This window comes from Nannocystis sp. RBIL2 (assembly GCF_026626745.1).
Classification (GTDB): Bacteria; Myxococcota_A; Polyangia; order Nannocystales; family Nannocystaceae; genus Nannocystis.
In genome coordinates, this window is record NZ_JAPNJW010000002.1 from 4,461,798 (window position 1) to 4,476,454 (window position 14,657).

Annotated in this window: 13 protein-coding genes; 7 read left to right on the top strand and 6 right to left on the bottom strand. The window is 70.1% G+C overall.

What is annotated here, in order from left to right; all coding sequences use genetic code 11:
* Nucleotides 1-61: 61 nt before the first annotated feature.
* Complete coding sequence (locus tag OV090_RS42605; RefSeq protein WP_267712130.1) at nt 62-991, bottom strand: LysR family transcriptional regulator; 930 nt, start codon at nt 989-991, stop codon at nt 62-64.
* 75 nt (nt 992-1,066) lie between these two features.
* Between OV090_RS42605 and OV090_RS42610 the strand changes: the two genes are divergently transcribed.
* Nucleotides 1,067-1,840, top strand: coding sequence for an SDR family NAD(P)-dependent oxidoreductase (locus OV090_RS42610; protein ID WP_267710630.1), 774 nt, complete (start codon nt 1,067-1,069; stop codon nt 1,838-1,840).
* 145 nt (nt 1,841-1,985) lie between these two features.
* Here the strand turns inward: OV090_RS42610 and OV090_RS42615 are convergent, their stop codons facing one another.
* The 4 genes from OV090_RS42615 to OV090_RS42630 all read right to left on the bottom strand — a co-directional run bounded on the left by OV090_RS42615 (nt 1,986) and on the right by OV090_RS42630 (nt 6,062).
* Nucleotides 1,986-3,083 carry an NADH:flavin oxidoreductase gene (locus OV090_RS42615; RefSeq protein WP_267710631.1) on the bottom strand — a complete coding sequence of 366 codons (1,098 nt, stop codon included), beginning with the start codon at nt 3,081-3,083 and terminating at the stop codon, nt 1,986-1,988.
* A 335-nt stretch (nt 3,084-3,418) separates the two neighbouring features.
* Nucleotides 3,419-3,835 (bottom strand): hypothetical protein, encoded by a 417-nt coding sequence (locus OV090_RS42620; protein ID WP_267710632.1) that lies wholly within the window; start codon nt 3,833-3,835, stop codon nt 3,419-3,421.
* Between the two features lie 4 nt (nt 3,836-3,839).
* Nucleotides 3,840-4,688 carry an AraC family transcriptional regulator gene (locus OV090_RS42625; RefSeq protein ID WP_346660415.1) on the bottom strand — a complete coding sequence of 283 codons (849 nt, stop codon included), beginning with the start codon at nt 4,686-4,688 and terminating at the stop codon, nt 3,840-3,842.
* Nucleotides 4,689-5,033: 345 nt separating this feature from the next.
* Complete coding sequence (locus OV090_RS42630) at nt 5,034-6,062, bottom strand: hypothetical protein (protein ID WP_267710634.1); 1,029 nt, start codon at nt 6,060-6,062, stop codon at nt 5,034-5,036.
* 501 nt (nt 6,063-6,563) lie between these two features.
* On the opposite strand from OV090_RS42630, the gene OV090_RS42635 reads away from it, so the two are divergent.
* Nucleotides 6,564-6,776 carry a hypothetical protein gene (locus tag OV090_RS42635; RefSeq protein WP_267710635.1) on the top strand — a complete coding sequence of 71 codons (213 nt, stop codon included), beginning with the start codon at nt 6,564-6,566 and terminating at the stop codon, nt 6,774-6,776.
* Nucleotides 6,777-7,031: 255 nt separating this feature from the next.
* Here the strand turns inward: OV090_RS42635 and OV090_RS42640 are convergent, their stop codons facing one another.
* The gene (locus tag OV090_RS42640) at nt 7,032-8,801 is read right to left on the bottom strand and encodes a hypothetical protein (RefSeq protein WP_267710636.1); all 1,770 of its coding nucleotides are present in this window, start codon (nt 8,799-8,801) and stop codon (nt 7,032-7,034) included.
* Nucleotides 8,802-8,972: 171 nt separating this feature from the next.
* On the opposite strand from OV090_RS42640, the gene OV090_RS42645 reads away from it, so the two are divergent.
* From OV090_RS42645 to OV090_RS42665, 5 genes are all read left to right on the top strand, one after another.
* Entirely contained in the window at nt 8,973-9,986 is a 1,014-nt protein-coding gene (locus OV090_RS42645) for a PAAR domain-containing protein (RefSeq protein WP_267710637.1), read from the top strand.
* A gap of 9 nt (nt 9,987-9,995) precedes the next feature.
* Complete coding sequence (locus OV090_RS42650) at nt 9,996-11,117, top strand: immunity protein Tsi6 family protein (RefSeq protein ID WP_267710638.1); 1,122 nt, start codon at nt 9,996-9,998, stop codon at nt 11,115-11,117.
* Between the two features lie 168 nt (nt 11,118-11,285).
* Nucleotides 11,286-12,065 (top strand): hypothetical protein, encoded by a 780-nt coding sequence (locus tag OV090_RS42655; protein ID WP_267710639.1) that lies wholly within the window; start codon nt 11,286-11,288, stop codon nt 12,063-12,065.
* Complete coding sequence (locus tag OV090_RS42660) at nt 12,065-13,996, top strand: protein-arginine deiminase family protein (protein ID WP_267710640.1); 1,932 nt, start codon at nt 12,065-12,067, stop codon at nt 13,994-13,996. Before OV090_RS42655 ends, OV090_RS42660 begins: the two co-directional genes overlap by 1 nt.
* Nucleotides 13,993-14,655, top strand: a complete 663-nt coding sequence (locus tag OV090_RS42665) for a hypothetical protein (protein WP_267710641.1) — start codon at nt 13,993-13,995, stop codon at nt 14,653-14,655. Before OV090_RS42660 ends, OV090_RS42665 begins: the two co-directional genes overlap by 4 nt.
* Nucleotides 14,656-14,657: the final 2 nt, after the last annotated feature.

Here is a 14,657-nt window from a genome sequence, read left to right on the forward strand (position 1 = left end):
GGGTCGACCCATCGAGGCCGCCGAGAACGTCGCGCAGGTGCTTGCCGCCGCCGAGCGACGTTCAGCGGCTCGCGGGACGGGCCCCCGATGCGGACCGCGGCGTCTTCTTCCGCGTCTCGCGGATCATGTCGAGGAACGCGCGGAGCACCGGCGGCACGTACTGCGCGCTCGGATGATAGAGGCACAGACCGCCGAGGCTCGGCGTCCAGTCTTCGAGCACGCGCACGAGCTTGCCGGACTCGAGCTCGTCCGCGATGAACCACTCCGGAAGGTACGCGAGCCCGACGCCTTCTCGCACGGCCGTGCGCATCACCGTCGGCGCGTCGAGCGTGAGCGGCCCCCGCACGTCCATCGCGACGTGCCGGCCGCGCCGCGAGAGCTCCCACCGATAGATGTCCCCGCTCGGCCGCCGCGGGCGGATGCACGGATACTGCAGGAGGTCGGCGGGCTTGTCGATCGGCGGTCCGCTTCGAAGGAGCTTCGGCGTGCCGGCGATGACGAAGCGCACCTCGAGGCCGAGCGGCTCGGCGATCATGTCGCGTGGGACGTCGTCGGCCAGACGAATGCCCGCATCGAAGCCGGCCGCGACGATGTCGATGAGCCGGCTCTCGGTCACGAGATCGACATGCACGCCCGGATGACGCCGGACGAACGGGAGCACGAGCAAGTCCGTGATCCGCTCCGCCGCACCGATCGAGCAGTTGATGCGGAGCGTGCCGGAGAGCGTCGCGCGCGCCGTCTTCGCCGAGTCCATCGCACCCCGGATGCGCGCCACCGCCGGTCCGACCTCGGCCACGAAGCGCGCGCCCGCCTCGGTGAGCGACACGCTGCGCGTGGTCCGGTTGAACAGCCGCACGCCCAGACGCGCCTCGACGCTCGCGACCTGCGCGCTCAAGGCGGTGCGGGACGTCCCGAGCTCGGCCGCCGCGAGGCGGAAGCCCTTCGTCCGGGCGACGGCGAGGACCGCTTCGAGTTCGGGGAGGCCGCGCATTGTCCCGATATCCGGGATAGCACATGCCGATTCGTCCCGCTTATCCGACCGACACTCTCCGCCTATGTTCTCGGCATGAACCTCGAACTCGAAGGCAAACGCGCGCTCGTCACGGGCTCGAGCGCAGGTCTCGGTGAGGCGATCGCCAAGCGCCTCGCCGCGGAGGGCGCCCGGGTCGTCGTCCACGGGCGGAACGAGGCGCGCACCCGCGCCGTCGCCGCGTCGATCGGCGGCGCCGCCGCGCTCGGCGATCTCGCCACCGACGAAGGCGCCGATGAGGTCGCGAAGGTCGCCGGCCACGTCGACATCCTCGTGAACAACGCCGGCGCCTATCCGCACCACACCTGGGCCGACGCGACGCCCGATCGATGGGCGCAAACGTATCAGACGAACGTCATCTCCGGCGTCCGCATGATCCAGCGCCTCGTGCCCGGCATGCGCGCGCGCGGGTGGGGACGCATCATCACGATCGGCGGCGGTCTCGCGACCCAACCCATCGCCGGCCTCCCCGACTACAACGCGTCCCTCGCGGCCCGCCACAACCTCGCGGTCTCCCTCGCGCGCGAGCTCAGAGGCACCGGCGTCACCTCCAACGTCGTCGCCCCGGGCGCCATCCGTGTCGCGGCGCTCGAGACGGTCTTCCTGCACATGGCCGAGGAGCGCGGCTGGGGCTCGACCTGGGAAGAGATCGAGCCCCGCGTCGTGAACGAGGTCGCGCCGAACGACCTCGGCCGCTTCGGTCGACCGGAAGAGGTCGCCGCCGCCGTCGCCTACCTCGCGAGCCCCCTCGCCGCCTACGTCAGCGGCGCGACCCTACGCATCGACGGTGGCGCCATCCAAGGCGTCTGACGGCAGGAGCTCGGCCGCGCCAAGCGCTGGCGTGATCGCTATTGGCCAGAGTGTCGGAGTCACCTCCGGGTCACGCGAAGCCGCCGTCAAGGATACGAGCCTGGGTGAGACGTCGCCGCCTCGGCCGTGAGACCGAGGCTGACCTTCAGGACAGGGTCGCCAGGGCCGAGCGCTCGAACACGCCGAGCTCGTCGTGGCGGCCGTCGCGGATCTTCCGGACCCACTGCGGGTCGGCCAGCAGCGCGCGGCCCACGGCGACGAGGTCGAACTCCTCGCGCTCGAGCCGGCGGACCAATCCGTCGAGGGACGCCGGCCGCGACGACGCGCCGCCGAACGCGGCGATGAACTCGCCGTCGAGCCCGACCGAGCCGACGGTGATCGTCGGCTTGCCCGTGACCTTCTTGGCCCAGCCGGCGAAGTTGAGCTCCGAGTCGGCGAATTCGGGCTCCCAGAACCGCCGCTGCGAGCAATGGAACACGTCGACCCCGGCCTCGGACAGCGGCGTCAGCCACGCTTCGAGCTCGCGCGGGTTCGCGGCGTTCTTCACCTCGAAGTCCTGGGCCTTCCACTGTGACAGCCGGAGGATCACCGGGATGTCCTCGCCGACGCCGGCGCGCACCGCCCGAACCACCTCCGCGCCGAACGCCGCGCGCTCGCCGATGGTCGCGCCACCCCAGCGGTCGGTCCGCACGTTGAGGCCGCCCCAGAAGAACTGGTCGATCAGGTAACCGTGCGCTCCGTGGATCTCGACCGCGTCGAAGCCGAGCTCGCGCGCCGCCCGGGCCGAGCGTCCGAACGCCGCGATCGTGTCGGCGATGTCCTCCTCGGTCATCGGCTCGAGCACCTGCTTGCCCGGCGTGACCAGCCCCGACGGGCTGTCGACCCGACCGAACGGCCGCCAGTCCGCCCCGATGCCGCGCGACGAGCCGACGTGCCACAGCTGCGGCGCGATCCTCCCGCCCGCGGCGTGCACCTCGTCGGCCACGCGCTTCCACTGCGGCAGGGCGTCGCCGTGGAACACCGGCACGTTGGCGTCGTTGCGCGCCGCCGGACGCTCGACCACCGTGCCCTCCGTGACGATGAGCCCGACCTCCCCCTGTGCGCGCCGGCGGTAGTACGCGGCGACCTCGGTCGTCGGGATGCCACCTGGCGAGAACGAGCGAGTCATGGGAGCCATGACGATGCGGTTGGGCAAACGCAGCGAGCGGACCTGCAGCGGCCGGAACAAAGAGTCGATGCTCATGAGACCTCGGGGACAGCGACCGCGGCTTCGCGGTTCACTGTGCCGAAATTTAGTTCACTAGACTGGACGGTCAAGATGGCCCGCGGCGGCCCCCTCGTGCGATAAATCCGAGGCAGGCCGGTCAGAACGCGACCACGGTGTGCCGCGAGCCCGCGACCGGGCGCCATGCCCGCCCCCCGGGGTATGTGCCGAGGTCGCGGCGAGCCTTCACCTCAGGCATGGCCTTGGTCGAGTCACCGAGGATGGCTCCTGCGAGCGAACAAGGACATGAGGTCGTTCCGACCGCACGAGCCGTCACTCCAATCGTGGCTCCGTATCAGCGCAGTCGATCGGCTTCATGAGGCATGCTCGGACGGAGGGCGTGTCTCGGTCCCCTTGCCCGGGGTGATGAAGATCAGTTCGGAGGGTGCCTGGACCCGCACGCGGTGCCAGACACCCTGCGGTACGATGCAGGTCTGAAACCCGCGCAGCTGCGAGACGCGGTCGCCATCGGCCTCGTGGAACACCACGTCGATGGCCCCCGAGAGCAGGATCAAGATCTCGTCGCCCGCGGGGTGCATCTCGCAGTGATCCGAGTCCTGGTCGAGGTTGAACAATCCGAGCAAGCGACCCTCCAGCAGGTCGTCGCGCCGCATGAGCGCCTCCCAGAAGTGTTCGCCGACATCGACGGGGGACGCTCCGCCCAGGTTCGACAGGTGGACGTACGTGCGCGCGAGGGTGAAGGCCGAGAGATGCCGGGTGTCGGTCGTCATGCCGTCATCGTGCGGGTCCGGCCGTCGCGGGGATTGTAGAAATTTCACGTGCGTCGAGCGGCACGTGCGTCGAGTCGACGTGCGACCGTGGCCGGTACGCAGTCGGGTTCATCCCCGAGAATTCGCGAAACTCGTGGATCAGGTGCGCCTGGTCGTAATAACCGCACTCGACGGCCAGCCGCGCCCAGTCGATCCGCCGCCCCTGGCTGGCGACGTCGAGCACGCGATGAAACCGGAGCACGCGGGCGAAGCGCTTCGGCGTGAGCCCCACGACCTTTGAAAAATGGCGGATGAAGCGCGCGGAGGTCATCCCGAGCTGCTTCGTCACCTGGGTCACGCCGAGCCCGCGACCGAACGAGCTCACAGCGAACAGGACGGACGGATCGGGCTCCAGCGGCCTTGTCGCCTGGGCGAGCAGCGCGGCCTCGAAGGTCCGCAAGATCGCCTCCGTGCCGGCGGCCGCGAGCAATCGTTCGCGCAGCAGGGCCCCCGTACGGCCCCACAGCGCGTCGAGCTCGACGTACGTCTCGGTCGCATCGACCGGGGTCGCGACAAAGGGGAACGCACCGCCTGGCCGAAAATTGATCCCGACGATGTCGCGCTGCTCGTCCGTGTCGATGGCAACGCACTTGGTGCGGGCGCCGCACACGATGGCGCCGCGCAGGCGATGAACGACCGCGTCGCCCTCGCCCGGGTACAAGCGCATCTCGTCCTCGTGCAGATTCACGAGGATCTGCAGGGAGCCCGTGGGCAGGACGCGCTCGTACGCATGGCCGAAACGGCCCCGAAAGCGCCATATCGAGGCGACGAACGGGGCTAGCGCGGGCGATGGCGAGCGGCTGACGAGCGACATTCTCGACAACAGGATGCGACACGCCGTCGGCGATCGCCAGGGGCAAGAGCGGGCCGTGCCCTCGAGCACTCGCATCCGCGGCCGCTTCGCCCTGCGCTGCGCGTTCGTCAACCACCGTGGCCGAAGGACGTCGAAGGTGTCGTCGATCTGGTCCGAAGGACAGGTGCCGAGGTCGCTACGGACACCGCCGCGGGGCCGTTCGGCCCGTCGCGGCCGCCTCAGGCGCCCTCGATGATCCTCTGGTGGATTGGGGCGGCGCTCCACGAGCCCTGGGGCGGCTTCCACCACAAAGGTCGCGGGACCTGGTCCTCGTCGCCGCGCCTCGCCAGGGAACCTCTTCCGCGGTCAGTCGGTGATCCACGTGTACGTCGCCCACGCCAGCCCGCGACGTCGATCCTCGAGCACGAGGAAGACTGACCACGAGTTCGCCTCGGCGTAAGGTTCTTGCGGGTCGTAGCGCGACCACTGCCAGCCCTTCATCGCCGCCTGCAGCGCGCTGCCCGACACCGGCCAGCGCGTGCCGGCCAGCGCGGCCAGCAATCGCCACACCGCCCGTCGCGCCTCCACCATCCCGTGGCCCTCGGTCCATGGCCCACTGTCGCCATGGGCCCGCAGCAAGCACCACAGGGCCTCCTTCCACGTGCACGGACCCACGAGCAACTCGCGGGGTCCCAGCAGCCCCGCGAGCGCCTGCGGTCCCGAGCCCGCGACCTTGACGACACGCTTCTCGACGTCGCCGAACACCGAGAGCACAGGGCCCCACGCGCGCTCGCAGGCCAACTCCTCGATCGTCGGCGGCAGGGTCGTCGGCGTCAGCTCGCCGGCGAACTCGTGGCCGCTCCACGACAACCCCCCCGGCGAGTGCATCGGCACGTCCGGCCACGGCTCCCAGCGGAACCGCCGCAGCGGCATCCCGGAGAACGGGCCGCGTCCGGCGAGCGCCTCGCCGCGGAGCACCCGCGCCTCGGCCACGCTCCACGCCGAGGCGTCGTCGCGCAGCAACGGCCGCAGCTCGGCCCACGTCCCACGGGCAGCGAGCCGCTCCCACGGAGCGCGCGTCGCAGTCGCCACGTCGTCGCGGACCAGCGCCGCCGCCTCGGCGAGCGGCGCCCACGAGATCAGCGCTTCCTCCCACGTGCGGAGATGCCCGCGCAAAGGGGCCTCCGGGGCCATGAACAGCGGGTGCTGCCATGCCCACGCGCGCAGGTCGAACAGGCTCCGCCAATCACCGCCGACGATCACCGCCTGCGCCGCCGCGCTCAGCTCGTCGCAAAGCCGCATGAACGTGCGGCCGGGCGGCGGTGCGGGGGTCAGCGCCGCCTGCAGCTCGGCCAGCGAGCGCGACGCGACCGGCCTGGGCTTGCGAGGGGCCACCGCGAGCGAGCATGCCATGGCGCGTCCGGGCCGTCTCCGGACGCGAGCGCAGGTCGTGAGGCCGGTTACGCAGCGCCGATCCGCGCGGCCAGGTCGACCTGCCGCGCTTCATCCCCGACGCGCCCGACGGCGACGGCGACGGCGACCACGCCGTGCCCGAGATCGAGCCGCCGCCGCTCGCCACCCTGATCGCGTAGGCAACCAATCTGTCCCCAAGGACATGTCTACGGCGGACATGCATGCGCTGGGCGTCTCACGGGCGACGGTGTATCGCCGACGAGAGCCCGCCGCTCATCTGTCCAGGTCGGGCACACCACGACTCGAGCTGGCTCACGCTCGACTTCCTCGTGACCCCAGGTCGTGTGGACTTTCAGCAGACGCCAGCCGCGCCTGTTTCGGTCGCCGCAAGTGAGCCAACGAGGGATGCCAGGCCATCGCGTTCGCTCTGGTATTCGAGCTCGGCGCCTTGCGATCTTCGCGTTCTTGTCCTACCCACCCCGCATGCTCAACTCTGCCGAGCGTCGAGAACTATCTTACCAGCGGTGGGAAGCTGCCGCGGACGAACTGTCGATGCTGCGAACGGCACTTCGAAACGCCCCCAACGATGAGCTGCGCCAGCGTCATCGCGCTGTCATGGAACAGTTCAAACAGCTCACGGACGACCTCTACGCCCCCTGCCTCGCCTCGGCGTCGGCTTCGCGCGGCAGGTCGTAGATCTCCGGGCGCAGTCGCTCGAGCCGTGGCTCGATGCCGTAAACAGGCGCTCCAGGGTCCCGATGAGCCACCTCGAATTTCTCCCCGGGCGGACAGGCGTACGAACATCACCGTAGACGCGGCCCTGCGATCCACCGTCTGCCAGGACGCGAGGTCACGTCTTTGTCGCGAGCATCGGGATTGGTCGTGACACTCCGGAACACCGTCGCGACCTTCGCCGCCCATCCATGTGTCTGCGACTGACTCCGTCCGCGCTCAGGCAATCAGCAGCCACAACACTGCGAGGACGAGCCCTGCGACGCATATGAGGCTGATCCAGATCGAGGCCTTCTTGAACGGACCCTCCGCCGGTTTCGAACTCGTCGACACCGGCACTGTCGTCGGCTGATCCGGCTTGGCAGCCAGTGGTCGAACCTCGGCGGTAGGCCGAACTTTGACCGGCTCCCGAGGCAGCGAATCGAAAGGTAGCGGCCCGACTGTCGGAACCGGGCGTGCCGGTTCGGGCGGCAACAGTAGCGTCGTATCGACCGGGAGCGGCGGTATGACGATTTTCGCAGTCGGCGGGTCGTCGCCCGCAGTCGATCGTGGGCTCGCCAGCGGGACTGCTGCGCTCGCCTTCGCTTGGGCCAACGCGAGCGGACCCCTGGGCGACTTTCCAGGCGCGGTCTTCGTTTCTTCGCGAAGGATTGCGCCGTCCGTTCGCACGACCTCTGTCCGCTCGGGACTTACCGGCTCAGGACGGTGGACCGGAGGGAAAATCTCCGTCCTGTCGGTGATCGCAGGTGCCGGAGTCGGCGAGACCGGAGGGAAAATCTCCGTCCTGTCGGTGATCGCAGGTGCCGGAGTCGGCGAGACCGGAGGGAAAACCTCCGTCCTGTCGGTGATCGCAGGTGCCGGAGCCGGCGAGACCGGAGGGAGGAGCTCGGTCCTGTCGTTGACCGCGCGTGCCGGAGTCGGCGAGACCGGAGGGAGGAGCTCGGTCCTGTCGTTGACCGCACGTGCCGGAGTCGGCGAGACCGGAGGGAGGAGCTCGGTCCTGCCAGTGACCGCAGCCGACATCGCGGCAGAAGCTGCCGATGGCGGCGACGGCTGGATCGCTACATTCGCCAGAGCCGGCCCCGCTCCGACTGCAGCTCGCGGCTTCGCGGATGGCGTCACGCTCGCGCTCGGCGGCGCCGAAATGATCGAGAGCGGGGAAATCTCGGGTTTGGGATCGGGCCGAGGAGCCGCCGTGGGCGTCGCCTTGACCGGCGCCTCGGCGACACCCAGCAGCTCGCGGAGTCCCGCGCGCATCGCCGCGAGATCGGGCCGCTGCGCCGGATCCTGAGACAACGCCTTGGCCATGAACTCGTCCACCGGCCCCGGCACCGCGACGAGCGAGCGCAGCCGCGGCGGCGTCTTTCCAGCCGACTTCTGGCTCGTGATCAGCTCGAACAGGATGACCGCGAGCGTATATGCGTCGCTGCGCGAGTCGCCGCCGCCTTGCCCCTGCTCCGGCGCCCGATAGCCGGCCTCGTCAGGGCGGCCGAGCTCCAGCTCGGCCACTCCGAAGTCGAGCAACCTGACATCGTCGCGAACAGTCACTGCGCAGCGCGACGGCGTCAGGATCCGGTGAGCGACGCCCGTCGCTGCGTGGGCCCCGAGCAGGATCTCAGCCGCGCGCTCGCCGAGCATCAGGGCGCGTCGCCACGGCATCGGCCCCTGGTCGCGCAATTTGTCGAATCCGCGGAACGCCTGCGGCTCGGCCAGGCAAAATGGCGGCACCGGCGGCGTGCTGGCGACCCCCTGCGGCAGCACCAGCCCCGCGATCTTGCCGGCCGTCGCCGCGGCGACGGTCCGAGCGAACGCAGCCCACGCCTTCGGGTGCGCGCACGCCGGGTCGAGCAGCAACAGCGCGACGTCGAGGCCCGAATGGTGATCGAACGCCAGGAACGCCCGCACTGCGCCCTCGCTCCGGAGCGGCGACTTGAGCTCATAGCGGCCGGCGCAGCGATCGCCGATCTGCGGTGAGAACGAGGTCGACACGCCGACGAACGGCCAGCATGCACGCGATCGCCTGCGTCCGTCAATTGCGGATCTCGATGTCCGCTGGCCTTCGCCCCGTGTTCGCCTCCGCGCGGCGCGATCCAGGCTGTGCGCGATCGGTCGCAACGCGCGTCTCGGTCGCCTCCGGATCATGATACGATCGCGGGATCCATGCCTGACGCCGCTCGCATCAGCGACTTCCACGTGTGCCCGAAGGTCGAGCCCGGCCCCGTTCCGCACGTCGGTGGTCCGATCTTCAGCGGCAGCGCCAACGTGATCATCGGGTTTCTGCCTGCCGCCCGCGAGGGAGACAGCGTCGTTTGCTTTCCGATCGGTCCGACCGACAGGATCAAACGGGGCTCGGCGACCGTGCTGATCAACAGCCGCCCCGCTGCCCGCCGGTCCGACCCCGGTTCGCACATTTCCGGCGACCTGATCGTCGCCGGCTGTCCGACGGTCGTGATCGGCGACTCCACCCAGGCTTTCACCTTTCGCGGGGCCGCCCGGCGCGGCACCCCGTTTTGCGAGGAATGCGAGCGCAGGCGCCGTGAGATGGACGATCGCGACGACTCCGCCGAGGTCCTCTCACCCGATCCCGACACCGCGACCCTCGACGACGACCATCCCCCGTCCGGCGCCGAGCTCGGTCGCGACTTGCTCGCGAGCTCCTTGCTCAACAAGGAAGGGCTCGCCGCCCAGCCCAACCGGAACGACGGCCTCGACGACGAACGCGTCGCCGCCAGGGTTGCCGTCGCATATCAGTTCTACGCCGCCCACGCTGGCCAGAGGTTCAAGCCGAGCAGGCTGACCTCGCACATCCGCGCGATCGACCTCTCGCAGCCCGTCGAGGTGATCGCGGTCGCCGCCCAGACGCTCCACCAGCGCGGCTACCCGGGCGGGGCCAATGGTGAGTACTTCGCGCTCGACCCGGACCTGACGCCCGAACAGCTCGGCACCTCCGCGATCGTCCCCGGGCCCGACGGCACACGTGTCTCAAGAGACAGACGCACCGTCGAGTACGGCGAAGCCCCCGCGTTCGGCCTCAAGAGCACCGCCGCTGCCGTGATCGACACCTGGACCTTCCCGAGGACCGCCACGGATCCCGGCGAGCAGATCTCTTGCGAGGGCGGCGGCACGCAGGTGTACGTCCCGCGGGCCTTCCACGTCTCCAGCCGCAACGTCTGAGGCGACGCCATGGCCGACGTGATGCGGATCCTGTCGCGCGACGCCTTCGCCGAGGTGCTCACCGAGGCCCGCCGCCGCACCCGGACGCTCGACCCCTCCCGTTGGCCGCTGCTGCGGCAGATCGAGGCCCAGCTCCAATTCATCGCCGAGCAGACCAAGAGAGGCCGCGTGCCTCACGAGGACGATCGCTTGCGCACCACCCTCGGCCCGCTCGCTGCTCGCAACCTCGAAGACATCGACCCCGAGTACGCCGACCAGCTCGAGGAGCTCGACTACACATTTCGCCGCTACCCGCAATTGCCCGCCGGCCCGCCCGTGCGCCGCCGCGGGGTCTTGCAGGTGTGGTCCGGGCGCGAGACCTACCGCAAGCTGGTACTCGACCTCGGCGTCCCGCGCACCGTCGGCAACGCCCACGCCGACTTTGTCGTCCACGGCTCCCCCGACGGCTCCCCGCACTTTCAGATCGTCTGGGACGGCGTCAGCGCCCACGTCCAGGCTGAAGGCTCGCACCGCCTCGCTGTCAATGGTGAGTCCACCTGGTATGGCGAGATGGCCAACCGCGGCTGGATGACCGCCGTCCGCACGACCTATCGCTTCCTCGTGGAGGACCGAACCCCGCCCCCCGAGCCCGTCGCCCCCTCCGCCGCCGCCCTCGCGGCCCTCACCGAGCTCGAGCGCCGCTGCCATACCGGTCATCTCTACGCCATCATCGACGCCGCCCGCTCCGACCGCGCCCTCCAGCTCGTCGAGGAGAGCATCGACCCCTACGCCTCCCTCTACGACGGCGAACAGGGCCGCGCTTTCGACGACATCGCTCCCTACCTCGTACACCTGCAGCCGGGCTCGTGGCTGCTCGAGCGCCTCGTCACCGAGGGCTGGGGCGACGCCTGGGGTATTTATGTGCAGAGCGGCGCCGGCTTCGACAAGGTCCGCCGCCACCTTCGCCAATTCCTCAAGGTCGAAGTCGAGGGTGAGGCAAAGCCGATGTTCTTTCGCTTCTACGACCCACGGGTGCTACGCACCTTCGCCGCAGTGATGGCGCCCGAGCAGAGATCGGAGCTCCTGAAAGCAGTCGACGGGGTCCTGTTCGAACGATCCGGCCCCGACCTCCGGATGGGCGTCATCGAGTGAGTCCGGCATGGGTCGTTCGGCCGCGAGCATTTCCGAGGGGCGGGCGTGGACGCGCGCCGCGTCGACGATTGTCGATCGGCAGGCACGCGTGTTAGTGTCCCGCCTGCGACGGCGATTGCGCGTAGATGCATGCGCGCGCGGGCGAGGGCGGAGGGTCGACGGCGAGCGATGTTGAAGATCAGCGCCACGCAGCGGGGAGCGTTCGAGCGCGCGGCGCTCGCGGACTTCGACGCGCGCATGTTGACGCACCTCGAGCGGTTCAGCCCGCGTCACCTGCGGATCGTCGGCGATCCCGAACTCGGCGCGCTGATCGTCGTCGGCCACGAGCGAGCCGAGCTGTACGGGCTGGTATCCGAGCGCAGCAAGCGGATTTACATCGAGCTGATGCTCATGTTCGGCAGCGGCTTCGCCACCGATCCCCAGCACGTGTGGGCGGTGGAGCCGCTGCGCGCGGGCGACGACGAGTACAGGCGAGTCGACCGGCTCCGCGACGCGGCCTGGCGCCACCTCGACCGCACGGCCAGCGACGACCTCGACGCCGCAGGGCGCTCGCAGCCCGGTCGGGCGGCCGCCCAGCTGCAGCAGTTCGCGCAGTTCGAGCGCGCGCCGAGCGACGAGGCGGGGCTCGACCTGCGGGCCCTGCTGGTCGCGCTGCTCCGCCGAGTGTTCCCGGCCAAGTGCGAGGACATCGGGGAGCCGGCGCTGGTCCGGACGGTCGAGCAGGCGCTGGCGACGGCGCGGACCTTCGCGCTGGTCACCGAGCGCGGACAGGCGCTGTTCGTCGGTCTCGCGGTGATCTTCGGCGCCGATTTTCATCGCGATCCGCAGTTCACGTGGGCCGGGCGGGCGCTCGCCGAGGTCGGGAGCGCGAACGAGAGGACGCGGATCGAAGCGCTGCTGCGCGGGGCGACCGGGTGCCTCGATCGCTTCTGGGCCGAGGAGGGGTGATGGGATTAGGCAGCGGAGTCCAGCGGGGGCAGAGCGAGCGCGGGCCGGCGGCGGCGACCCGCCCGAACAGCACGGTCGAGGCGTGCATGGTCGAGTATCACCTGCACGTCGACGCCGACCGCGACGGCGTCGTCGACGACGATCGCAGCCACAACGACCGCTGGGCGTGGGGCCCCGGCAGCAAGGGCGCGATCATCCTGTGCAACAACGACGACGAGAATCGGAGGCGCCGCTGCGACAACGAGGACGCGGAGATCAACGCGGCGCCCGACCCCGATGACATCGCCCCGCTGGTGATCCGGCGCGTGGCCGGGCACCCGCCTGCGCCGGGCTCGTGGCGCGGGTTCCTCGAGGTCTCGGCCGAGGACGCGCCGCGCGTGCGGGTGTTCGCCAGCCGCAGCAGCGAGGCGGCGCAGGTGCTCGGCGCGGGGGTCGTCGTGCCGAGCGAGGGCAGCACCGCGGAGGCCGGCGAGGCGACCGAGGGCGACGGGGCGGGGGCCGGCGAGGCGGCCCAGAACGTCACCCCGGCGGTGCTGAGCTGGACGCTCCCGGACCTGAACTTCACCGAGAAAGAGCTCGGGGTCGAGGCGGTGATGTACGCTCAGGGCAGCTTCAACGGCGAGGTCGTGATCAAGCTGCGGATCGAGCGGGGCGCGGCGGGGACGCACGAGGAGCAGGTCCGGCTGCGGGTCGCGCCGTGGATCGCGTTCAACCACCTCGACCCGACGACGCGGGTGTACGTCGGCGAGGCGATCGACAACGCGGAGTTTCGCCGCGACCTCGCGGCCCAGGTCGCCGCGGCCGGGCTGCCCCCGCCGGAGGTCGCAGAGGCGGCGTACGGCAGGGATCGCTGGTTGCAGGACGCGATGGAGATCGGGTTCTCGAGCCTGCCGCGGACCGGCCCCCCGGCGGCGCGCCACCTGCCGGTCGTGCTGCGCACCGCCAACGACCGCGAGAAGATGGGCTGGGGGCCCATCGACCGCTACCCGCGCGAACGGATGCTCGAGCCCGGCTTCGGGTGGGTCCAGGCGATGCCGCCGAGCAAGAGCGGCGGCACCCTCGACTCGTTCGGCAACCTCGAGTGCTCGCCGCCGTTCACCCACAGCGGTCGCGGCAAGGAGTACAAGTTCGGCCGCCTGATCTACGGCGAGCACCCCGGCGGCACCGCCCGGCGCAACATGCAGCGCGATGTCGTCGATTTCCTGCGCGCGCAGCGGGTCCAGGAGCCGTTCGCGCTCAACACCGGGTGGCTGGAGGTCGGTCACGTCGACGAGGTGATGTCGTTCGTGCCGGTGAAGAACGCGCCCAAGAAGTTCAAGGTCGCGCTCGCCAGCCCGACGGAAGCGGTGACGATCCTGCGCCGACTCAAAGCGGCGCGGCAGGGCACCGCGCCGCTGCTGCGGCTCACGCCGCCGCCGCCGCTGCCCGATCATCCGCCGGATGTCATGACGCCGCAGGACCAATACGACAGCTACCACCTGCGCACGGTCGACGAGGTGCTCGACGACTCGTCTTTCATGAACGTGCAGACGACGGTGCAGGGCTCCATCGATGGCATCAAGGCCAAGCTCATGGACGAGCTCGACCTCGCGGAGACCGACTTCATCCCGTTGCCGGTGCTGTTCATGACGACCGAAAATAATCTTCACGTCGCGTACACGCCAGGGGTGGTCAACATGCTGGTATTGACGAAACCCGACAAGACGGTGCGGCTGGTGATCCCCAAGCCGTTCGGGCCGGAGGTCGGCGGGGTGTGCCAGTTCGAGAGCAACATCCGCACCGCGCTCGGGCCGCCGGCCGACACCGGCGTCGACCTCGAGTTCGTCGACGATTTCTTCACGTATCACGTCAATTACGGCGAGATCCACTGCGGGACGAACAGCAAGCGGGAGCCGCCGGTCGATCGCTGGTGGTGGGAGCAGCAGGTATGACGCAGAAATGGCCAGAGTTCGCGGCGCTGCGGAGGCTTCACGGCGAGGACTACACGCACCAGCGTGACCGGGTGCTCGCCGACCCGACGGCGGTGATGACCTACCTGCCGGCGTACGCCGGCGACCCCGACTGGCTGTGGCGGACGCTGGCGGCGATCGTCCGCGGCTGGAGCGAGCACGCGGCGCTGTATCGTCAGGTGCTCGCGGAGCTCGATCAGGTCAACGTCGCCGCCGAGGGCAGGAAGGTCACCGGCATCTCGCGGATCTGGACCCGGTACGGGATGAAGGCCCGCAACGACTACGGGCCGGCGATCTTGCCGCTGTGCTGGGAGGTGATCCTCAAGTTCGGCGACCTGTGGCCGCAATGGAAGGTGATCACGTTCCTCGAGATGATCAGCGCGGTGCCGAAGGCGGAGTCGGTCGAGCCGGTGCTCACATTCATGCAGGAGGTCGCGCCGATCGACTTCATCGAGGCGGCGACCAACACGCTGCGCGACCTCCCGACCGCCGACGTGCAGCCGGCCCTGGTGGCGCGGATCGTCGTGGTCGAGGCGGCGGTACGCGCCCGCGGCAGCCTCGACCCGCGCAGCGCGGAGCTCCTGCGCATATGGTCCAAGCTGCGCCAGGAGGCCGCAGACGACCTGCCGCCGCCGCCCTGACC